Annotated in this window: 17 protein-coding genes and 3 tRNA genes; 12 read left to right on the top strand and 8 right to left on the bottom strand. The window is 64.8% G+C overall.

The genetic code is table 11. From position 1 onward, the window contains the following. Positions 1–36: 36 nt before the first annotated feature. From AUL32_RS14755 to AUL32_RS14735, 5 genes are all read right to left on the bottom strand, one after another. A complete protein-coding gene (locus AUL32_RS14755; RefSeq protein WP_156421477.1) occupies positions 37–990 on the bottom strand; it encodes a PopZ family protein in 954 nt (317 codons plus the stop codon). A 45-nt stretch (positions 991–1,035) separates the two neighbouring features. Further along, positions 1,036–2,433, bottom strand: coding sequence for a TolC family outer membrane protein (locus AUL32_RS14750; RefSeq protein ID WP_061976229.1), 1,398 nt, complete (start codon positions 2,431–2,433; stop codon positions 1,036–1,038). A gap of 383 nt (positions 2,434–2,816) precedes the next feature. Then, positions 2,817–3,467 (bottom strand): protein-L-isoaspartate O-methyltransferase family protein, encoded by a 651-nt coding sequence (locus tag AUL32_RS14745; RefSeq protein ID WP_062116291.1) that lies wholly within the window; start codon positions 3,465–3,467, stop codon positions 2,817–2,819. 125 nt (positions 3,468–3,592) lie between these two features. Continuing rightward, positions 3,593–3,666 (bottom strand) — tRNA-Cys (locus AUL32_RS14740). 72 nt (positions 3,667–3,738) lie between these two features. Continuing rightward, the gene (locus AUL32_RS14735) at positions 3,739–4,086 is read right to left on the bottom strand and encodes a hypothetical protein (RefSeq protein ID WP_187301256.1); all 348 of its coding nucleotides are present in this window, start codon (positions 4,084–4,086) and stop codon (positions 3,739–3,741) included. Between the two features lie 296 nt (positions 4,087–4,382). Here AUL32_RS14735 and AUL32_RS14730 point away from each other — a divergent pair. The 7 genes from AUL32_RS14730 to AUL32_RS14700 all read left to right on the top strand — a co-directional run bounded on the left by AUL32_RS14730 (position 4,383) and on the right by AUL32_RS14700 (position 11,176). Next, positions 4,383–4,457, top strand: a tRNA-Asn gene (locus AUL32_RS14730). Between the two features lie 269 nt (positions 4,458–4,726). Then, positions 4,727–5,770 carry a cysteine synthase A gene (locus tag AUL32_RS14725; RefSeq protein ID WP_062116288.1) on the top strand — a complete coding sequence of 348 codons (1,044 nt, stop codon included), beginning with the start codon at positions 4,727–4,729 and terminating at the stop codon, positions 5,768–5,770. A gap of 2 nt (positions 5,771–5,772) precedes the next feature. Then, positions 5,773–6,507: an alanyl-tRNA editing protein gene (locus AUL32_RS14720; protein WP_062116284.1), complete on the top strand. Its 735-nt coding sequence runs from the start codon at positions 5,773–5,775 to the stop codon at positions 6,505–6,507. A gap of 117 nt (positions 6,508–6,624) precedes the next feature. After that, positions 6,625–7,476, top strand: coding sequence for a 3-mercaptopyruvate sulfurtransferase (sseA, locus tag AUL32_RS14715; RefSeq protein ID WP_244497889.1), 852 nt, complete (start codon positions 6,625–6,627; stop codon positions 7,474–7,476). 17 nt (positions 7,477–7,493) lie between these two features. Continuing rightward, positions 7,494–8,015, top strand: coding sequence for a GNAT family N-acetyltransferase (locus AUL32_RS14710; RefSeq protein ID WP_061976234.1), 522 nt, complete (start codon positions 7,494–7,496; stop codon positions 8,013–8,015). 46 nt (positions 8,016–8,061) lie between these two features. Next, positions 8,062–10,020: a bifunctional 2',3'-cyclic-nucleotide 2'-phosphodiesterase/3'-nucleotidase gene (locus AUL32_RS14705; protein WP_062116278.1), complete on the top strand. Its 1,959-nt coding sequence runs from the start codon at positions 8,062–8,064 to the stop codon at positions 10,018–10,020. Positions 10,021–10,186: 166 nt separating this feature from the next. Further along, entirely contained in the window at positions 10,187–11,176 is a 990-nt protein-coding gene (locus AUL32_RS14700; RefSeq protein WP_244497886.1) for an alpha/beta hydrolase, read from the top strand. A gap of 48 nt (positions 11,177–11,224) precedes the next feature. On the opposite strand, the gene ilvA is transcribed toward AUL32_RS14700, so the two are convergent. Next, complete coding sequence (gene ilvA, locus AUL32_RS14695; protein ID WP_062116276.1) at positions 11,225–12,478, bottom strand: threonine ammonia-lyase IlvA; 1,254 nt, start codon at positions 12,476–12,478, stop codon at positions 11,225–11,227. Positions 12,479–12,788: 310 nt separating this feature from the next. Continuing rightward, complete coding sequence (locus tag AUL32_RS14690) at positions 12,789–14,528, bottom strand: adenine deaminase (RefSeq protein WP_374700960.1); 1,740 nt, start codon at positions 14,526–14,528, stop codon at positions 12,789–12,791. Between the two features lie 290 nt (positions 14,529–14,818). On the opposite strand from AUL32_RS14690, the gene AUL32_RS14685 reads away from it, so the two are divergent. Both AUL32_RS14685 and AUL32_RS14680 read left to right on the top strand, forming a co-directional pair. Next, a tRNA-Leu gene (locus AUL32_RS14685) sits at positions 14,819–14,903 on the top strand. A 265-nt stretch (positions 14,904–15,168) separates the two neighbouring features. Next, positions 15,169–15,369: a hypothetical protein gene (locus AUL32_RS14680; protein WP_061976238.1), complete on the top strand. Its 201-nt coding sequence runs from the start codon at positions 15,169–15,171 to the stop codon at positions 15,367–15,369. 101 nt (positions 15,370–15,470) lie between these two features. Here AUL32_RS14680 and wrbA read toward each other — a convergent pair whose 3' ends face one another. Next, entirely contained in the window at positions 15,471–16,070 is a 600-nt protein-coding gene (gene wrbA, locus AUL32_RS14675) for an NAD(P)H:quinone oxidoreductase (RefSeq protein ID WP_061976239.1), read from the bottom strand. Between the two features lie 195 nt (positions 16,071–16,265). Between wrbA and AUL32_RS14670 the strand changes: the two genes are divergently transcribed. The 3 genes from AUL32_RS14670 to AUL32_RS14660 all read left to right on the top strand — a co-directional run bounded on the left by AUL32_RS14670 (position 16,266) and on the right by AUL32_RS14660 (position 21,830). Then, on the top strand, positions 16,266–17,021 hold the full coding sequence (locus AUL32_RS14670; RefSeq protein WP_062116270.1) for a competence/damage-inducible protein A: 756 nt from the start codon (positions 16,266–16,268) through the stop codon (positions 17,019–17,021). 87 nt (positions 17,022–17,108) lie between these two features. Further along, a complete protein-coding gene (gpt, locus tag AUL32_RS14665; RefSeq protein WP_062116267.1) occupies positions 17,109–17,606 on the top strand; it encodes a xanthine phosphoribosyltransferase in 498 nt (165 codons plus the stop codon). A gap of 411 nt (positions 17,607–18,017) precedes the next feature. After that, positions 18,018–21,830 (top strand): vitamin B12-dependent ribonucleotide reductase, encoded by a 3,813-nt coding sequence (locus tag AUL32_RS14660; protein WP_374700959.1) that lies wholly within the window; start codon positions 18,018–18,020, stop codon positions 21,828–21,830. The last annotated feature ends 134 nt before the right edge of the window (positions 21,831–21,964 follow it).

The raw sequence follows: 21,964 nt of genomic DNA, 5'->3' as shown, positions 1-21,964 counted from the left end.
CTCCTTTCGGATTGCTGCAAACGGGCTTTAGTCCGTTCAGCGGCGACCACCGCGCGACAGGCGCTCTATTTCCTCGCGTACGAGACGCTCGACCATGCGCGGCAGGTTATCGTCCAGCCATTCGGCCAGCATGGGCTTCAGCATTTCCTGCGCCATGGCTTCGAGCGACTTCAGCTCGCCATTGCGGATCGCCTGCGCCAATTCATCAAACGAAGCCGCCACCATCTGGCCGGACGACTGTGACAGAAGCGGATCGACGCCCGCCGTCGCATAGGTGCTGTAAGCGCCCTGCTCCTCCAGGCCACGGCGATCCGTGTTGGCGGGCTCGAAACTGGTGCGGTCCGTGGGAGCCTGATGCCGGGCGGTTTCGCTCATCGTCGTTTCTTCCCTGCTGTCCGTCTGCACATGTTCATCGGAGCCGACGGGCTCGCCTACGCTGCCGGTGACGGCCTGCGTGACCGAGGCCACATGCGCGCCATCCTCGTAGCCGTTCAATGCGGCGGTGGCATGATGGGTCTGCTCGAACTCGCCCCACGTGGCGGCCAGTTCGGTTTCCAGTTGAACGGTAAGGTGATCCTCGTCCACCCCGAAGGCGCCGCCCCGATTTTCGGCCCCGTTCTCCTGAAAAGACGCCGTCGGCGCGGCGGTTCCGTAGGACGGAACTTCGCTCGCGATCGGCTCGGTGACCGGCCGCTGGAAATAGGACAGGCTCGATCCGTCAGACGCTTCCGCGTCCTCCGCCTCCTTTCGGATGGCATCGAGACTTGCGTCCCGTGTCGCGCCGTCGCGGAATCCCCCGGCGGCGCCTCGATCTTCTCCCGTCTCGATAATCCGACGGATGGACGCCAAAATTTCGTCCATCGACGGCTCTTGCGCGACGTTCGCCTTGCTCATGCTCCGCACCCGATCTCGACTCGCGGCCTGACGCGACCTCGATGCATCATAGGTAGAGACAAAGAAAGCGCCGTTGAAGCCTTTCCCGGCATTCAACGGCGCTTTGCAACGCTTTTTTAACGAATGGTGATGAACGCGGGCTTAGCGACCGTCCGGCGTGCGAAGGCCGTACCACTTGTCCTTGACAGCTTGATAGTGCTCTTCGGGCTCGTAGGCGGCGACCGTCAGCCCCAGGCGCTGCGGCGACAGATGGCCGATCGCCGATGCCAACGTGTAGTTCGCGACAACGACGTCGCGCTGCGCGCCAGCGAGCAGGATCTGCGCCGTGATGACATCGGACTGCGCGTTCAACACGTCGAGCGTCGTGCGCTGACCGACATTGCGCTCCTCGATGACGCCGTTCAGCGCCAGCTGGGCGGCGGAGACCTGCGCGCGGTAGCCCGTCACGTTGGCTTCAGCGGCCTGCTTCTGCGCCCAGGCCGTGGCGACCGCCGAGCGAACCTGATCGCGCGTGCCGTCGACCTCGATGCGGCGCTGGCCCAGCACTTCCTTGGCCTGCCGCACGCGAGCCGAGACGATGCCGCCCTGGTAGATCGGAACCGTCAGCCGCGCCGAAACCGAAGCCGACACCTGGTTCTGCGTGAGCACGTCGACGCCCGGCAGGCTGGAGCTGTTGGGATCGGTGTCGCTCAGCGAGTAGGTGTTCTCAACCGTGCCGTTGACCGAAAGATTCGGCAGGCGCTGACCTTCGGTCGACTTGACCTGGAACGAAGCAGCATCCACCGCGAACTGCGTCGCCAAGATGGCGGGATGCTCGTTCTGCGAGACGGTGATAGCCTGCGAAATATTGGCCGGCAGCAGCGAGCGAGGGGGTAGCGTCCCCGAATCGAGCTCGCCCGGCGGATCGCCCACCACGTCGAGATATTGCGACTCGCTGCTGGCGACCTGCGCCAAGGCGGTGTTCAACAGCGCCGTGGCAAGCGCCTGCTGCGATTGCGCCTGCGCGACGTCCGTCCGCGTTCCCTCACCCACGTCGAAACGGGCCCGCGCGGCGCGCACCTGCTCGTTCAGGAAGGCGAGGCTCTGGCGACGGAAGGCTGCGATCTCTCGGTCGCGACGCACATTCATATAGACGGTGATCGTATTCAGAAGCGTGTTCTGGACGGTGTTGTCCAGGTTCTTCTGCGAGGCGCGGACCTGCGCTTCGGCGGCGTTCACGTTGTTGGGGGTCTGAAAGCCGTCGAAGATCGTCTGGTTGATCTCGATCGCTCCGGCCAGAGCGCCGGTGCGCGAATTGGTGGTGCGCAGATTGTCGCCCAGCGTCGTCCGCGAGCGGGCGCTCTGCGCCTGACCGACGGCGGACACGGTCGGCCGCAGACCGCCCTTGGCGATCGGCACGTTCTCGTCGGTCGCACGAAGCTGCGCCCGCGCGACGTTCAGATCGTGGTTGTTGGCGTAGGCTTTCGCCATGGCGCCCCGAAGCGATTCTGCATCGGCGAGGCTTGCGCTGCCGAGCAGAAGCACCGCCGACAGGGACATCAGAACCCAAGACTTCTTGCGCAATGGCTCACTCCGAAACCCGGGCCGTGGCCCTGACCGGCATCAGGACCGCATATAACAACGAGAGGCCTAGCCCGAACCTTGGCCTAATCTGGTATCCGAATGAACCTACAAACCGATGAACGCCAGTGCGCCAGCCAGAGGCAAGCTTCTTTTGAAGGTCAGTGTGGCGAAGCGAAAACACTTTCCGCACGTAAGAGAGAGACGCTAGAGCCAAGCATCTCTGCTGCAGCGGCCGCAGCGAAACGCCGATTATGCGTTGTGCAACGACTGCTTAGCCCGAGCTGACGTTCAGGCCGAAGGGCTGCTTCGCCCAACCCATCTTATCCACAGGCAGGGCTTAGTCGGCACGCAGCCGATCGTCAGAAGACGAAAGCCTTCTCGCGCTCGAAGCCCGGCAGAGGCTTCACGCCGCAATTGAAGGCGAAGCGGTTGGATACGATTCCGTCTTCCTTCGTGTAGAGCTTGGCGAGAGCTGAAAGGCCATGCCCTTCCACGACCACCAACCGGCCGCGATCGCGCAGCTGGTCGAAGAAGACTGGTGGCACCTCCTCGACCGCACCCTGGAAGACGATGACGTCATAGGGAGCGTCGGCGGCGTAGCCCTTGTTCAACGGCCCCTTTGCGACGGCGCAGGACAGGCCGCCGAGCTGGTCGATCAGGTCGGTCGCGCGCGATGCCAGCGCCTCGTCCGATTCCAGAGCTACAACCGAGCCGGCGAGATGAGCGAGGATGAGGGAAGAATAGCCAGTGCCACAGCCGACATCGAGAACAACGTCCTGCGGCTGGATGGCGGCCAGCTGGATGAGCTTGGCCAGCGGCGAAGGCTCCATGAGATACCGGCCGTTGCCGAGGGGGATATCCTCGTCGATATAAGCCAGCGTCCGCCGCTCGTCAGGCACGAACAACTCGCGCGGAACGGTCAGGAACGCACGAAGAATCTCGTGCGACGTGACGTCCGTCGTGCGGATCTGGTTGTCGACCATCTTGGTGCGAGCGGCCGCGAAATCCATGGCAGTTCCCGGATTGGTGATTTTGCGCCACCCATAGGCGTCCGCCCGGACACTGGCAAGCAAAACCCGTGGGTCAGCCCTCGCGAGGCGGCAGGCTGAAGCAACGATGTAAGGGGCTGGTTGGATGGAGGCCTCGGAGGGAATCGAACCCCCGTGCAAGGATTTGCAGTCCTCTGCGTAACCACTCCGCCACGAGGCCCCAACGAGCGGCTACCTAGCCGCGCGGATCGGCCAGCGCAAGCCCCGCTCCGTCACAATCGTCATGAAGCCGCTACCTCCGGCCGAAGTTCGGCAGCCGGACCCAGCGATACCAGGGCCGCCCGGCGGCTTGCGGATTATTGGCGAACTTCAGACGCTGGCGACGCCCCCACTTCACCTCGGTGCGGCGGCGCCAGCGGCGCACGAAAGCAAGGTCGATCGACAGGATGATCAGCCCGAGCGGCAGCATCCAAAGGCCGAGGATGGGGAGAAAGCTGAAGACACCTCCAATCAGAAAGGCGATGCCCAGCGCCATGCGCGCCAGACGGTTCGCTGGCAGTCGCAAGGTTCGACCGAACATCTCGACCGAGTGTCCGCGCAGTCGAAACAGGCCCCGCTTGGGCGGCTGATACTCGTTCATTCGCCTTTTCAGACTCCGATTAAGGGTCGTGCCAATTAGGAAATAGGGACGATCCGGTCCCTTACCCACCGCAGAGCGTCGGTTCGAACAAAAGCCTGTGAGAAACGCCAGCTTTCCAACCTTTTGTCGCCTTGCCCAGCCGTTCGCTCGTCTAAGCCATGTGACGAGGCGTAGTCACGGAGCGTGCCGGAATGGTGGCCTCCCGCAAAAATCTCGGCAGCTTCCCCAAGTGCCCCCTTTTCAAATCGGAACAAGTCACGTTATAGGGCTCCTCGTTCGCAGACGATGCGAGCCTTTCCCCGGTAGCTCAGTGGTAGAGCAATCGACTGTTAATCGATCGGTCGCTGGTTCGAATCCGGCCCGGGGAGCCAAGTCAAGCCATCCGCCTTTTCGTTGGATTGATGCTGGCTGAAGAACTCACCTTACTTCATATGTCGATCGCGGCTTCGCGCCGCCCCGATGATGCTCCCGCGTTGCGCGGCTTGCCTGCCCCTCCCCAATCGGAACGCAATTCCTATCTGCTCGTCTTCGCGAGAAAAAGGCGATCGGATGGCAATGCACGGCTGAAATGCCTGTTCTTGCCGCTCCGGGATCGTCCCCCTAGGGTCCACCGCACCCCTTCCCACGATTCGGAGCCGCCATGTCCAGACTCAACTCCGTGATCGACGCCATCGGCAACACGCCGTTGATCCGTCTCGCCAAAGCCAGCGAGATCACGGGCTGCGAGATCTACGGCAAGGCGGAGTTCCTCAATCCCGGCCAGTCGGTCAAGGACCGCGCCGGGCTCTTCATCATCCGCGATGCCGAGGCGCGGGGCCTCCTGCAGCCGGGCGGCGTCATCGTCGAAGGCACGGCCGGCAACACGGGCATTGGTCTTTCGCTGGTGGCCGACGCGCTCGGCTACAAGACGGTGATCGTCATCCCCGACACCCAGGCGCAGGAGAAGAAGGACGCGCTGCGCCTGATGGGGGCAGAGCTGATCGAGGTGCCCGCCGTCCCTTACAAGAACCCCAACAATTACGTGAAGCTCTCCGGGCGCCTCGCCGAGCAGCTGGCGCGCACGCATCCACAGGGCGCGATCTGGGCCAACCAGTTCGACAACACCGCCAATCGCGACGGCCATGTCGTGACCACCGCCGAGGAAATCTGGCACCAGACCGGCGGTCAGGTGGACGGGTTCGTCTGCGCGGTCGGCACGGGCGGCACGCTGGCCGGCACCGCGATGGGTCTGAAGCGCCATTCCAGCCATATCAAGATCGGCATCGCCGATCCGTTGGGTGCCGCGCTCTACAGTTTCTACAAGACGGGCGAGTTCCGCTCCGAAGGCAATTCGATCACGGAAGGAATCGGCCAAGGCCGCATCACCGCCAATCTCGAAGGGTTCGAGCCCGATTTCGCCTATCAAATCCCTGACGAGGAGGCGCTTCCGATCCTGTTCGATCTGGTGGGCCATGAAGGGCTCTGCCTAGGCGGCTCGTCCGGCATCAACATCGCAGGCGCCATACGCATGGCGCGCGAGTTGGGGCCGGGCCATACGATCGTGACCATCCTCTGCGACTACGGCAATCGCTATCAGTCCAAGCTTTTCAATCCCGAGTTCCTGCGCTCCAAGAACCTGCCGACGCCCGACTGGCTCGAGGCGCAGCCCGCCTTCGACATCCCGTTCGTCTCGGTGGATGCGTGAACATGGAGACGGAGGCGGTCTATTCTGAAGACAGCTACCTCTCCACCATGGAAGCGCGTCTAGTACGGATCGAAGGCGATACGGCTCTCGTCTTCGATCGCTCGAACTTCTTTCCGGCCGGCGGGGGCCAGCCGGGCGACCAGGGTTTCATCGAGCGACCGGACGGCACGCAGATCCCCGTTCTAGACACGCGCTACACGGAAGACCGATCCGCCATTGCGCTCGTCGTCGATGACGGGGTCCCCTTGCCGGAACCCGGTGAGATGCTCGTTCTGCATGTCGACTGGGGGCGGCGCTATCGGTTGATGCGGATGCACACGGCGCTGCATCTCCTGACCGTGGTATACCCCTTTCCCGTGACTGGTGCCGCCGTGGGCGAAGAGGAAGGGCGAATCGACTTTGACCTGCCCGAAGCCGAGGCCGACAAGGCCGAGATTACAGTGCGGCTCATGGCCCTGGTGGAGGCCAACCATCCCGTCTCCATTCGCTGGATCACGGACGAGGAACTCGACGCCAACCCCTCGCTGGTGAAATCGGCCAATGTGCGCCCGCCGCGCGGCACCGGCCGGGTGCGGCTGGTGACGATCGGCGCAAACGGCGAGATCGACTCGCAGCCCTGCGGCGGCACGCATGTCTCGGAAACGCAGGAGATCGGCGAGATTCACATCTCCAAGATAGAGAAGAAGGGCAAGACGAACCGCCGCTTCCGCCTGCGCTTCGGACCAGCGGCGAGCTGACGCCTTCGGGAGCCCGCGCCTCTGGCTTCGTGCGATCGACGGCTTGACGCTTCGCCCTTTCGCCGGGGCACGACGCTCTTTATGGTGCAGCCACCCGAATGTGGAGTGAGGTCCCTGGTGAGCGACAATCCCTTTCTGATCGGCGCCGAGGAACTGCAGCGCCATATCGGCCGCGAGGGACTCTCGGTGGTGGACGCCTCCTGGTATCTGCCGGCTCAGAAGCGCTTCGCCCGACCCGAATTCGAGGCCGGCCACCTGCCCGGCGCCGTTTTCTTCGATCAGGACGCGATCGCCGACAAGACGTCGCCCCTGCCCCACACGCTGCCGAGCGAAGCGTTCTTCTCGGAGGCCGTCGGCGCGCTCGGAATTCGCGAGACGGACACGATCGTCATCTATGACGGGATGGGCTTCTTTTCCGCGCCACGAGTCTGGTGGATGTTCCGCACCTTCGGCGCGAAGGACGTGCGCCTTCTCGATGGCGGCCTCCCCGCCTGGGTTCAGGCGGGCTTCCCGCTGGAAACCGGGACGTCCGACAAGACCCCCGCCCCATTCGATGGCAGGCTCGATCCCAACTCGGTGGTGTTCCTCGATGAGATGAAGCGGATCGTTGCCGAAGGCGCGCATCAGATCGCCGACGCCCGATCGGGCGAGCGCTTTCGCGCCGAGGCGCCGGAGCCACGCGAGGGCGTGCGCGGAGGCCATATGCCGGGTGCCCGCTCCGTACCGATCGGCACGCTCGCCGAAAACGGCCGGCTGAAGGACGAAGCGAGCCTTCGCGCGATCTTCAGCGAAGCGGGAATCGACCCCGCTCGGCCGGTCGTCACGTCCTGCGGATCGGGTGTGACTGCGGCTGCAATCAATTTCGCGCTCGCTTCGCTCCCCCATACGACTGTACGGCTTTACGACGGGTCCTGGACCGAATGGGGCTCCCGCGACGACACGCCGGTCGAAACCGGCCCTGCCCGATGAAAGACTGACGCCGAATCATGCGCCTTCTCACCACCACAGTCACGCAGCTCGTCCTGCACCAGCTGCCCGACGGCCCCGTGCCCGCTCCCCAGAACGGCCGGGAATACGTTCTCCTGAAGGTTCGGCAGATCCCGCTCGCCTATTACCGCTACCTCTACGAGGCCGTGGGCAAGCCCTATCACTGGACCTCGCGCCGGCTTGGCGACGCCAGCCTGTCACGCGAAATTCACGCGCCCAACGTACGTCTGCGCATCCTGTATTGCGACGGCGTTCCGGCCGGGTGGTTCGAACTGGATGTCGGCCGCGCTCCGCGCGACACGCGGCTTGTGCATTTCGCCATCATGCCGGAGTTCCGGGGCCAGGGCCTCGCGCGTCACCTCCTGTCGCAGGCGATCGTCGCCGGCTTCGAGGACCAGCCGAGCGCCCTGACGGTGGAGACCAACACACTGGACCACCCGGCCGCGCTACCGCTCTACCGCAAGATGGGGTTCCGCCCGGTGTCGACCCGCGAGGTCTCGACGCCGGCCTACGAAGACTGACGGGAAAGGGCGGCGCGAGGCGCGCCCATCCAAACAAGGAGATCCGATGGCGACCGATGGCTCCCAGCTGAACCGGCGGCATTTTCTCGCGGCCAGCGGCGCCCTCGCCGCCGGCGTCGTGCTTCATCCCTGGAGCGCGAAGGCCGAGGCAAGTCAGGCGCATCTGCGCTTGATGGAAACCACGGATCTTCACGTCAACGTCTTCCCCTACGACTATTATGCCGACAAGGAGACGCCGACGGTCGGACTCGCGCGCACCGCGGCGATCGTGGATCGCATCCGCGCGGAGGCGAAGAACGCGCTTCTTTTCGACAATGGCGACTTCCTTCAGGGCAACCCGATGGGCGACTACATCGCCTTCGAGCGCGGCATGAAGGCTGGCGATACGCATCCGGTGGTCGCAGCCATGAACACGCTGCGCTACGACGCGGGGACGCTCGGCAATCACGAGTTCAACTACGGGCTCGACTTCCTCGAAGCGACGCTGACGAAAGCCAACTTCCCCGTCGTCAGCGCCAATGTCCAGACGAGCTCGGGCGCGCCGCTCGTGCCGCCCTATATCGTGCTGGATCGGCAGATCGAGCTCGGCGACGGCACGCGCCATCCCATCCGCATCGGCGTGATCGGCTTCATGCCGCCGCAGATCACGGTGTGGGACGCGCAGAACCTCAAGGGCCGCGCGACGACGCGGGGCATCGTGGAAGCGGCGCGCGAGCTTGTCCCCAAGCTCCGCGCGGAAAAGGTCGATCTCGTGCTCGCCCTTTGCCATTCCGGCATCGCAGCCGGCTCGGCCGAGGACGCGGGTCTGGAAAACGCCGCGCTGCAGCTCGCTTCCGTCGAGGGCATTGACGCGCTGTTCTGCGGCCATCAGCATCTTCGCTTCCCAGGCGAGGACTTCAAGTCGATCGAAGGCGCGGACTGGCAGAAGGGCACGCTCGCCGGCAAACCCGCCGTCATGGCCGGCTTCTGGGGTTCCGATCTCGGCTTGATCGACCTTCTTCTGGAACGCTCGGGCGAAGGCTGGCGCGTCGTCTCGGCGACATCGGAGCTGCGCCCGATCTACGAGCGCGTCGATCGTAAGCCCAAGGCGCTGGTGGAATCCAAGCCCGAAGTGCTGGCCGCCGCCCAAAGCGAGCACGAGGCGACGCTGAACTATGTCCGCCGCCCCGTCGGCGAAACCCGGGCGCCGCTGCATTCCTTCTTCGCTCTCGTGGCGGACGATCCGTCCGTGCAGATCGTGAACCAGGCGCAGCTCTGGTACATGAAGGAAATCCTGGCGCAGACCGAGTTCAAGGACCTTCCGCTGCTCTCGGCCGCCGCGCCCTTCAAGTCCGGCGGGCGCTCGGGGCCGGATTATTACACCGACATTCCGGCGGGGCCGATTGCGATTCGAAACGTCGCCGATCTCTATCTCTATCCCAACACCGTCCAGGCGGTGCGCATCACGGGCGCCGAGGTGAAGGACTGGCTGGACATGTCGGCCGGGATCTTCCGCCAGATCGAGCCCGGCAAGGCGGACCAGGAGCTGATCGCCGACGGTTTCCCGTCCTACAATTTCGACGTGATCGACGGGGTGACCTATCGCATCGACGTGACCAAGCCGCCACGCTTCGACAAGGACGGCGCGTTGGTCAATCGCGACAGCTCGCGCATCGTCGATCTCGCGTTCGACGGAAAACCGATCGACCCCAAGGCGTCTTTCGTCGTGGTCACCAACAACTACCGCGCCGGTGGCGGCGGCAAGTTCCCCGGTATCGGGCCGGACAAGATCGTCTTCGTCGCACCCGACGCCAATCGCGATGTACTGATCCGCTATATCGTGGAGCAGAAGGTGATCGACCCCAAGGCCGATCGGAACTGGCACTTCGAGGCTTCGCCCGGCACCTCGGTCCTGTTCAGCACCGGTCCCGCCTCGGCCGCTCATCTGAAAGACGTGTCCGAGTTGAAGCTTGAGGAGGCGGGACGAACGGACGAGGGCTATGCGCGCTATCGCCTGTCGCTCTGAACCTTTGCCCCGCGCGATGATCTGCCAAGCGTCGTGACGACTTCAAAAGACCGCGCGGGTCTTCTAGAGGCTTGTTGAAGAGCCGCGCCGGGTCGCCGAGGCGGCGGTCCGACTGCCCCGACGTCCCGTCTCGCCGCCCGGCGGGGCGCTCCACAGGATGCCCGACTTGCTCCACTTGCGCCGCGCCTTGTTTGTCCTGATCCCCCTCCTCGTGATCCTCGCCGGTCTCTGGGTCTTCGGCGAAAGAGAGCCGGCGAGGCTGGTGCCGAGCTTCAATGCTGCCGCGATCGGCAGCGACCCTGCGGCCTATCTCGCGCGCACTGAGGCGGACATTCCCAATCTGCGCCCCAATGCGCAAAAGGAGATCGTCTGGGCCTATCCGCTGTCGCACGCCAAGACGCCCCTGGCATTGGTCTATATCCACGGCTTTTCGGCAGCGAAGGGCGAGACGCGCCCCCTTGCCGACGAGATCGCCAAGCGGCTCGGCGCCAATCTCTTCTACACCCGCCTCGCCGGCCACGGACGCGACGATGCGGCCATGGGCGAGGCAAGCGTCGGAGACTGGATGGACGACATGGCCGAGGCCATGGCGATCGGCCGGCGGCTCGGCGAAAAGGTCGTGGTGATCGGCTCGTCCACCGGCGCGACGCTGGCGACGCTGGCCGCAAGCCGCCCGGACTTGTCGGAGGACATGGCCGGCCTCGTTCTCCTGTCCCCGAACTATCGACTGCAGGATTGGCGCAGCTTCGCCCTGCGGCTGCCCTTCGCGCGCAAGCTGCTGCCGCTGATCGAGGACGAGACCTATCGTTACACACCGATTAACGAGGCCTTCGGCGCGAACTGGACGGTGAGCTACCCCACGCTTGCGCTCCTCCCCATGGCGCGCCTCGTGGAGATCGTCAGCGGTCTGGATGTCTCCGCCATCAATGTGCCCGCCCTATTCGTCACCGCGCCGGACGACACGCTGGTCGATCCGCAGCGCACGGCCGAGGTGGCGGCGCATTGGGGCGCACCGCATCAGGAGATCACGGTCTCAGACAGCGCCGACCCGCAGCATCATATCCTGGCGGGCGAGATCGTCTCTCCCAACACGACCGAGCGGCTGGCGGGGCAGATCGCGGATTGGATCGCCGCGCTGCCCGGCTCCAAGCCTTGATACAAGAAGGGCGGCGATTGGTTTCGCCGCCCTTCTTGTTGAGTCCGATCAGATCAGGAGATCGGACATGATCTGGTTTTCGGTGATATCCTGGTAACGGATACCTTCGTCCGCGAAGCGCCGCAGCAGGATGTCGAAATTGCCGGGCTCGCGCGTTTCGATGCCGAGAAGGATCGAGCCGAACTCCCGCGTGCTTTTCTTCAGATACTCGAAGCGGGCGATGTCGTCGTCCGGACCGAGCAGAGCCAGAAAGTCCCGCAGGGCGCCCGGCCGCTGCGCCAAGCGCAGGATGAAGTATTTCTTGCGCCCTTCGAAACGCAGCGCCCGCTCCTTCACGTCGGGCAGGCGCTCAAAGTCGAAATTACCGCCCGACACGACCAGAACCGCCGTCTTGCCCTTCAGCTCGGGGCCGAGCGTGCGAAGCGCGTCGATCGCCAGCGCGCCGGCCGGCTCCACGACGATGCCCTCGACATTCAGCATTTCCAGCATCGTGTTGCACAAGCGCCCTTCGGGCGAGAGCACGACCTGCTCGGGCGCGAAACGGCTGAGAATTTCGAAGGGCAACGCCCCGATCTCGGCCACCGCCGCGCCATCCACGAACCCGTCCATCTGCGGCAGGCGCACGCGGCGGCGCTCCTGCAGGCTGGTGCGCAGGCTCGGCGCGCCCATGGGCTCGGCAAGGCGGAAGGCCGGCTTGCGCTGACCGTCGAAATAGAGCGCCATGCCCGAGGCGAGACCGCCTCCGCCGACCGGCAGGACGAGCATGTCGATCGCCTCTTCGCCGAGCTGGCGCAGCGTTTCCAGCGCCACGGTCGCCTGTCCCTCGACGATGTCGGCATGATCGAAGGGCGGCACCATCTCGGCCCCGCTGGAGGCGGCATAGGCCCGTGCGGCCGCGTAGCAATCATCGAAGAAATCGCCGACCAGCTCGATCTCGATCGCGCCGCCGCCGAAGGTGCGCGTCTTTTCGATCTTCTGCTGCGGCGTCGTCACCGGCATGAAGACACGGCCCTCGACGCCGAAATGGCGGCAGGCGAAAGCGAAGCCTTGTGCGTGGTTGCCCGCCGAGGCGCAGGTGAAGCGCGCCTCCGGGCCGCCGCGCGCGAGCCGCTTGCGCATGAAGTTGAAGGCACCGCGGATCTTGTAGGAGCGGACGGGGGTCAGATCCTCGCGCTTCAGAAAGATGCGCGCGCCGTAGCGGTTGGAAAGATGCTCGTTCAGCTGCAGCGGCGTCTCCCCGAAAAGGGAGCGCAGCGCCTCTTCCGCCTGCGCGACGCGGGCGTGAAAATCAGGTTGGGTCATGGATCTGTCTTCGGTCGAAAGGCGGTCGAGGCCTCGTGCCTCGAGCCAGCCAGAAGCGGGCCGACGGCCCGGAAAGGATCGGTTGCGACGGACCGCCGGACGGCGGGCGACGCAGGCCGGACGCGCTCGGCGCCGGACGCTGCAAGCAGCGGCGGTGCCTAGAGGGCGCCGGCGCCGATAATCAGGGACGCGATCCCGCCGATCGATGTTCTCTGCGCCATCGCACGTCCCCCTTCGTCACCTTGTTTCGACCGATTCTGCTCTTCCTCCAACACGCGGCATTTGTAAAGCCGCACGGATTCGGATCGGCTCACTGGAAAACGTCCACGATCTCGAACCGATCGACATCCACCAGACCCTTGTCGGAGATGCGCAAGGAGGGGATCACGACCAGCGCCAGGAGCGAGTGCTGCATATAGGCGTTGTTGAGTTGGCAGCCGGCCTCGCGCATGGCCGCGATCAGGCGATCCGCCTTTTCGGCGACGATTTCCGCCCGCTCCACCGACATGAGACCCGCGACCGGCATTTCCACCAGCGCCTTTTCCTCGCCTTCGGCGAAAAAGACGACGCCGCCTCCGACCTCGCCCAGCCGGTTGGCGGCCTGCGCCATGGTGGCGCCATCCGTTCCCACCACGATCATGTGGTGGCTGTCATGGGCGACGGTGGAGGCGAGAGCGCAGCGACCGCGATAGCCGAAGCCCGAGACGAAGGCGTTGACCACCGCGCCCGTCGCGCGGTGCCGCTCGACCAGGGCGATACGGCAGACATCCTGCGTCTCGTCGCCGGGTACGGCGCCGTCGATCACCGGGAGCGTCGCTGTCAACGCGCGGGTCGGGGCCTGATTCTCGACCACGCCGATGACCCGCGCCGTCACCTCGTTGCGCCCGGCCGGGGCCTGAAGCAGAAAGTCCTCCGCGCCGAGCACACGGCCGAGTTTCACCGTGCCCATGGCGCTTTCGGGATAGGGATAGGCGGGTATGTCGGCGACCAGCCGTCCCGCCTCGGCCAGCTTGCGACCCCGCGCGAACACGGCGTCCATCGTGAGCTCGGCAAGATTGGACACGAGAAGGAAGTCGGCGCGTCGCCCGGGAGAAGCCGACCCGATCTCTCGGGCAAGGCCGAAATGCTCGGCCGTGTTGATCGTCGCCATCTGGATCGCGGTGACGGGCTTTAGTCCCTGCGCGATGGCATGACGAACGACGCGGTTCATGTGACCATCGTGAACCAAGGTGCCGGAATGGCAATCGTCGGTGCAGAGGATGAAGTGGCGGGGGTCGAGCCCCTGCTCTGTCACGGCGCGGATCTGTTCGGCCACGTCGTACCAGGCCGAGCCGAGTCGCAGCATCGCCTTCATGCCCTGGCGAACGCGGGCGATCGCATCCTCCATGCGGGTGCCTTCGTGATCGTCCTCCGGCCCGCCCGCGACATAGGCGTGGAAGGCCCGGCCGAGATCGGGCGAGGCATAATGACCGCCCACCGTGCGCCCGGCCCGGCGCGTGGCGGCAATAGCGCCGACCATGGTCGGATCGTTAGCGACGACGCCGGGAAAGTTCATCACCTCGCCAAGGCCGATAATGCCGGGCCAGCGCATGGCCTCAGCGACGTCCGCCGGCGTCAGCACCGCGCCCGCCTCCTCCAGCCCCGGCGCGGAGGGCACGCAGGAGGGCATCTGAACCCAGACGTTGACCGGCTGCTCCAGCGCCTCGTCATGCATGAGGCGGACGCCGGGAAGGCCAAGCACGTTGGCGATCTCGTGCGGATCGATGAACATGGAGGTCGTGCCGTGCGGGATCACCGCGCGGCAGAATTCGGTGACCGTCACCATGCCGCTCTCGACATGCATGTGCGCGTCGCAAAGGCCGGGCACGACATAGCGCCCCGCCGCCTCGACGATCTCGGTTTCGGGTCCGACGCAGTGCGAGGCGTCCGGCCCGCAATAGGCGAAGCGCCCTTCCACCACCGCGAAATCGGTGTCCGAAATGATCTCGCCGGAATGGACATTGACCCAACGCCCGCCACGCACCACCAGATCGGCCGGCCGGCGACCCATGGCGACGTCCACCAGCACCGGCGCGATATCCTCGAAAGCGTTCACGGGCATTCCCCTCGCATTGACGGCTCGAGACCTTCGTAGCCAGCGGGGCGCGGAAAATCCATCGCCAGCGCCCTCGCCGCCGCCCCGGCGCCCGCTCTCTGACAATCGCCGCCCGCTCGGGGCGCGAAAAGGAGGATTGAGGATGGCGGAGGAGCGAGGTATCACGAGCGGAGCAGGGATCGGTTCCGCCCACCAAACCAAGTCGGTTGCGGATCGCGGTGTCGGCGCCCTGTCAGGCAGGGCATGCGGGCTTGGCGAAATGGTAGACGCAAGGGACTTAAAATCCCTCGGACTTAGTCTGTGCGGGTTCGAGTCCCGCAGCCCGTACCACGCCGCCATTGCGCGGCCCGAACGCGCGTTTTGTCTCACTTAACCGAATGTTAATGTTGCTCGGGTGTCGAGCGGGTGACCTCGAACGGGTGTTGGCAAGCGATCTCTTATTTATTTCAGCTACTTAGTCCGGCGATCTAGGTCTGCTCAGACAATTACAAGTTATAAAGGAGGGCTGTCGCAACCATTGTTAAGGTTTTCGGCCTGTGATTTGATAGTGTTCAGAGGTTAACCGCGTTCGAGGTTGGTTCCAGGAGGAACACCTATGACACAGGCGACCAAAATCCCGAGCGTGCTGGCGAGCGATGCTGATCTGATCTGGTCGGACTTGGGCGCGACCAATGCGGACGAGATGCTGAGCCATGTCCGCAGCGACAATCGCGCGCTCGACACCTTGAGACTGGCGCTCGAATGCGACGCGCAGTGCGACAACGGCTCGACCCTCATTCCCGAACTCTGCCGCTGAGGCACGCCTTCGCGAACGGCGCGACACCTGGCCGGCGGCGGTAAGCCTTCTCGACTCCTTAAGATGAAATGCGGCGGAGTGGGCTCCGCCGCGCTCGCTTGTCAGGCCGAAAGCTTGGCCGCGATCTCGGCGATGTGCTTGCCCTGGAACTTGGCGCCGTCGAGCTCGATCTGGCTCGGCTGGCGCGAACCGTCGCCGCCGGCGATCGTCGTCGCGCCGTAGGGCGATCCGCCTGCGATCTCGCCGAGAGTCATCTGGCCCTGGAAGGAATAGGGCAGACCGACGATCACCAGACCATGATGCAGAAGCGTCTTGTGGACGGAGAGGATCGTCGCCTCGTTGCCGCCGTGCTGCGTCGCCGAGGAGGTGAAGACGCCGCCGACCTTGCCGATCAACTTGCCCTGCGCCCAAAGGCCGCCGGTGCGGTCCCAGAAGGAGGCCATCTGCGAGGCCATGTTGCCGTAGCGCGTGGGCACGCCGACGATGATCGCGTCGTACCCTGCGAGATCGTCCGGCTGGGCTTCGGGAAAGTCGTGGTCAGTCTTGAAATGCGCGGCCTGGACGACTTCGGGCGGCGCCGTCTCGGGCACGCGCTTGATATCCACCTCGGCGCCGGCGGAGCGCGCGCCTTCTGCCATGGCCTTGGCCATGGTTTCGATATGGCCGTAGCTGGAATAATAGAGAACCAGGACCTTCGCCATCGTCTCTCCCTCTTCATCATCGGACCGATCCCCAGCGGACCGGCGTCTGGGGCTGACATAGAGCGGCAGCGCCCGAGGAAAGCGAGCGTCGGAATGTTTGACGCTGCGTCGCTGAACGCAAACAGGTCCTGTCGCTTTATCTTCACGCCGGCACTCGCCACACTCCGCCTGGCGCGAATCGAAGGGAACGGGACGATGACACATCAGGGCGAGACGGCGCCGACGGCCGCGATGCTGGCGATCGGCGACGAGCTTTTGTCCGGCCGCACGAAGGATCGCAACATCGCCCATTTGGCGAGCGTTCTGACGCTCACCGGGATCGACCTCAAGGAGGTGCGGATCGTCGCCGACGACCAGGGCGCCATCGTGGACGCCTTGAACGCTCTGCGCGGCCGATACGACCACGTCTTCACCTCGGGGGGCATTGGCCCGACGCATGACGACATCACGGCCGAGGCCGTCACCCTTGCCTTCGGCCTGCCGCTGATTCAACACCCAGAGGCCATGGACCGGCTCGCGCGCCACTACGCCTCGCGCGATCTGCCCTTCACCGAAGCGCGCATGCGCATGGCGCGCACGCCGGAGGGCGCCACGCTGATCGACAATCCCGTTTCGGTGGCGCCGGGCTTTCAGGTCGGGAACGTCTTCGTCATGGCCGGCGTGCCGGGAATTTTCACCGCCATGCTGGACAATGTTCTCCCCACCCTGCCCGGCGGCCCGGTCATGCAGAGCGCCTCCGTCGCCTGCCCGTTCGGCGAAGGCGATATCGGCGGACCGCTGGCCGAGATCCAGAGGCAGCACCCCGGCACGGCGATCGGCTCCTATCCCCGCTTCGATGGACAGCGCTATTCCACCGAGTTGGTGATCCGCTCGCGCGATGCTGACGCGCTTTCCGCCGCGCGCGAAGCCGTTGAGGCGATGATCGATGGCCTGAAGGCGAAAGCGGCGTAATGGCGTTCACACGTCTCGAACTTGCCGGAGCGCGGTGGAACCGCTATCCGAGCCCGCTTACGCGCGTAAGCCCTTCGGAGAGCCAGCATGTCGACGCCCGATAAGTCCTTCCCCGTGTCCTGGGACCAGTTCCACCGCGATGCGAGGGCGCTTGCCTGGCGTCTGGCGGGCGTGCGGCCGGAATGGAAGGCCATCGTCTGCATCACGCGCGGCGGCCTCGTACCGGCGGCGATCATCGCGCGCGAACTCGGCACACGCCTGATCGAGACCGTCTGTATCGCGTCGTATCATGACTACGACTCGCAGGGCGAGTTGCAGGTTCTCAAGGACATCTCGCCCGCCCTGCGCGAGGAAGACGGCGAAGGCATCCTGATCGTGGACGACCTGACCGACACGGGCAAGACCGCCGCGCTGGTGCGCGCCATGCTGCCCAAGGCGCATTTCGCCACCGTCTACGCCAAGCCGAAGGGCCGCCCGCTGGTGGACACGTTCATCACCGAGGTCAGCCAGGATACCTGGATCTTTTTCCCCTGGGATCTCGGCCTGACGTTTCAGGCACCGATCGCCAAGGGCTCGGCGGGCTGAGTTTTCCCCAGTCTCCACAGCAATCCCGTTCGACTTTTATCAAACGCTGGCCCTCGCCCGGGCTGGCGTTTATTTTTGACCCGTGTGCCTCTTCGGATCGTCCCGACAGCATCCTGTGGATAAGCCGAAAGCCAGGGAACCGATCGATCGGTGAGGCTTTGAGTCGCGTGTTCCGAGGCGTCGAATTGGTTCGAATTTTACGGTTTCCACACCCTTTCAATCGATTGTGGATATTCAAGCCTCGCTACAGGTAGTTGGTCGCGGATGCGCCAGCCACCATATATAGTGAAGCCAACGCAACTTTAAGAATCACCGCCGCCCAGGCCCTTGGGTTCGGCGCCGACCTCGGAGTCGGCGCGCGACCTCGCTCGGCCAAAGCGGGGCATTCCGGATCGGAGTACGACCATGGGCCTGAAGATCGAACGGCGCTACACCAAGCCGGACCAGGGCGCCTATGCCAATGTCGAGTTCCGCAAAGCCACGAGCGAGATCCGCAATCCGGATGGCTCGGTCGTCTTCCGCCTCGCCGATATCGACGTCCCCGCCCAGTTCAGCCAGGTCGCTTCGGACATCCTGGCGCAGAAGTATTTCCGCAAGGCCGGCGTGCCCAAGGCGCTGAAGCGCGTGGAGGAGAACGACGTTCCCTCCTGGCTCTGGCGCTCGGTCGCCGACGAGGAGGCGCTTGCCGCCCTGCCCGAGGACGAGCGCACCGGCTCCGAGATGGACGCGCGGCAGGTCTTCGACCGTCTGGCCGGCACTTGGACCTATTGGGGCTGGAAGGGCGGCTACTTCCAGACCGAGGAAGACGCGGGCGCATTCCGCGACGAACTGGCCTTCATGCTGGCGACGCAGAAAGTGGCGCCGAACTCGCCGCAATGGTTCAACACAGGCCTGCATTGGGCCTACGGGATCGACGGGCCGAGCCAGGGCCATTTCTATGTCGACCATCGCACCGGCGAGCTGACCCGCTCCGCCTCGTCCTACGAGCATCCGCAACCGCACGCCTGCTTCATCCAGTCCGTCGCCGACGACCTCGTCAACGAGGGCGGCATCATGGACTTGTGGGTGCGTGAGGCGCGGCTGTTCAAGTATGGCTCGGGCACCGGCTCCAACTTCTCGCAGCTTCGCGGCGAAGGCGAGAAGCTGGCCGGCGGCGGCAAGTCGTCGGGCCTCATGAGCTTCCTCAAGATCGGCGATCGCGCGGCCGGCGCCATCAAGTCCGGTGGCACGACACGCCGCGCGGCCAAGATGGTCGTGGTCGATATCGATCACCCCGATATCGAGGCCTATATCGACTGGAAGGTGCGCGAAGAGGAGAAGGTCGCGGCCCTCGTCACCGGCTCCAAGGTCGTCTCCAAGCACCTGAAGCTCATTCTCTCGGCTTGCGTGAACTGCGAAGGCGGCACGGGCGAGGAGTGCTTCGACCCGAACGTCAACCCGGCGCTGAAGCGCGCGGTGAAGGACGCCAAGAAGTCCCAGGTTCCCGAGAACTACATCAAGCGCGTGATCCAGTTCGCGCGCCAAGGCTACACCGATATCGACTTCCCCGTTTACAATACGGACTGGGACTCGGAAGCCTATCTCACCGTCGCTGGCCAGAATTCCAACAATTCCGTCCGCGTGACGGACGAGTTCCTGCAGGCGGTGGAGCAGGACGGCACGCACGACTTGATCGGTCGCACCACCGGCAAGGTGACGAAGACGCTGAAGGCCCGCGAACTGTGGGACCGCATCGGCTATGCCGCCTGGGCTTCGGCCGATCCCGGCATCCAGTTCCACACGACGATCAACGACTGGCACACCTGCGCGGCGGCCGGCGCGATCCGTGCTTCCAATCCGTGCTCGGAATACATGTTCCTGGACGACACGGCCTGCAATCTGGCGTCGATGAACCTCCTGCAGTTCCGCGAGCCGGGCGCCCGGTTCGACGTGGACGCCTATGAGCATGCCACGCGCCTCTGGACCGTGGTGCTCGAAATCTCCGTCCTGATGGCGCAGTTCCCGTCCAAGGAAATTGCCCAGCGCTCCTACGACTACCGCACGCTGGGTCTGGGCTTCGCCAATATCGGCGGCCTCCTGATGACCGCCGGCATTCCCTATTCCTCGGCCGAAGGGCGGGCGATCTGCGGCGCGCTGTCGGCTATCATGACGGGCGTCGCCTATGCGACCTCGGCCGAGATGGCACGCGAGCTCGGCCCCTTCCCGGACTACGAGCGCAACGCGGCCGGCATGCTGCGCGTCATTCGCAACCATTCGCGCGCCGCCCATGGCCTTGCCAACGGGTACGAGGGCCTTGCCGTCGAGCCGGTTCCGCTCGACCATTCCTCGCTGAAGGACAAGCGTCTTTCGGCCCGCGCCAAGCAGGCCTGGGCGCAGGCGCAGGAACTGGGCGAGAAGCACGGTTATCGCAACGCGCAGGTTTCCGTCATCGCGCCGACCGGCACGATCGGCCTCGTGATGGACTGCGACACGACGGGAATCGAGCCGGACTTCGCGCTGGTAAAGTTCAAGAAGCTCGCAGGCGGCGGCTACTTCAAGATCATCAACCGCGCCGTGCCGGAGGCCCTGCGCACGCTCGGCTATTCCGAGGCGCAGATCGCCGAGATCGAGGCCTATGCGGTCGGCCACGGCAATCTCAACCAGGCCCCCGCCATCAACCCCGGCTCGCTGCGGGTCAAGGGCTTCGGCGACGAGCAGATCGAGGCGCTGAACACGGCGCTGAAGAGTGCTTTCGACATCAAGTTCGCCGTCAACAAGTGGACGCTCGGCGAGAGCTTCTGCAAGGACGTGCTCGGCCTGACCGACGAGCAGCTGAACGACTTCTCCTTCGAGATCCTCCCCGCGCTGGGCTTCAGCCGGAAGGACATCGAGGCCGCGAACATTCATGTCTGCGGCGCCATGACCCTTGAAGGCGCACCCTTCCTGAAGGCCGAGCACCTGCCCGTCTTCGACTGCGCCAGCCCGTGCGGGCGCATCGGCAAACGCTCACTCTCGGTGGAATCGCATATCCGCATGATGGCGGCCTCGCAGCCCTTCATCTCCGGCGCGATTTCCAAGACGATCAACATGCCGAACGATGCAACGGTGGAGGACTGCAACAGCGCCTATATGCTGTCCTGGAAGCTCGCGCTGAAGGCCAACGCCCTCTACCGCGACGGCTCCAAGCTTTCCCAGCCGCTCAACGCCTCGCTGATTGCCGACGAGGAGGACGAGGACGATCTGGTGGAGGAGACCGCAGCGGCCATCGCCGCCGCGCCCGCCGCCGTGCAGGCGACCGAAATCGCCGAACGCATCGTCGAACGCGTCATTGAGCGCGTAACGCGCGAGCGCGAAAAACTGCCGAACCGCCGCAAGGGCTATACGCAGAAGGCGATCGTCGGCGGACACAAGGTCTATCTGCGCACCGGCGAGTTCGACGACGGGCGTCTCGGTGAAATCTTCATCGACATGCACAAGGAAGGCGCCGCCTTCCGCGCGATGATGAACAATTTCGCCATCGCCATCTCGCTCGGCCTGCAGTTCGGCGTGCCGCTCGACGAGTACGTGGAGGCCTTCACCTTCACGCGATTCGAGCCGGCCGGCATGGTCCAGGGCAACGAGGCGATCAAGAACGCGACGTCGATCCTCGACTACGTGTTCCGCGAACTGGCGGTCTCCTATCTCGGCCGCCACGACCTCGCCCATGTCCAGCCGGAGGAGTTCAGCGCTTCGACCATTGGTCGCGGCGTCGAGGGCGACAAGCCCGCCCCGCTGCCGATCTCGGCCGGTATGGTTCGCGGACAGACCTCGAAGTTCCGCCTCGTCTCCTCCAGCGAGCCGCAGGGCTCGGCCGGCGGCAACGTGGCACCGGTCGCCAAGCAGGCTTCGCCCTCCGTCGTGACGGCCGTCCTGCCGCGTGCGGCGGCCCCGCTCGCTCGCGGTGGCGCGCAGGTCGCGGCCTTCAAGCGGGACTACGAGGCAGCTCCCCTCGCCGAGCCCGCCCCCGTCGCCGACAGCTCGCCGGCCCAGGGTCTCTTCGACTCGCCTCTATCCTTCGCCGCGTCGGATCGGGACGTGTCCCGCGTCGAAACCGCGCCCAAGTCCACCAGCGCCGAACGCCGCGCCCAGGCCCTGATGAAAGGCTACACCGGCGACAGCTGCTCGGAGTGCTCCAATTTCACGATGGTCCGCAACGGCACTTGCTTGAAATGCGACACCTGTGGAAGTACTTCCGGCTGCAGTTAACTATTTCACTTGTTGTCGGAGTTCTCAGCGGCGCGATGTGAAGGTGCAGGTGAAGTGAAAGAGCAGGCATAGGATGGGCATTTGTCGGCAAAGTGTGCCCTCATTGAAGCCATTCCAGTGCCTCATCCCTAAGT

It is taken from the genome of Aureimonas sp. AU40, from assembly GCF_001463785.1.
Taxonomy (GTDB): domain Bacteria; phylum Pseudomonadota; class Alphaproteobacteria; order Rhizobiales; family Rhizobiaceae; genus Aureimonas.
The sequence above is the reverse complement of the archived record's forward strand: the minus strand, read 5'-3'. Positions and strand labels throughout refer to the sequence as shown.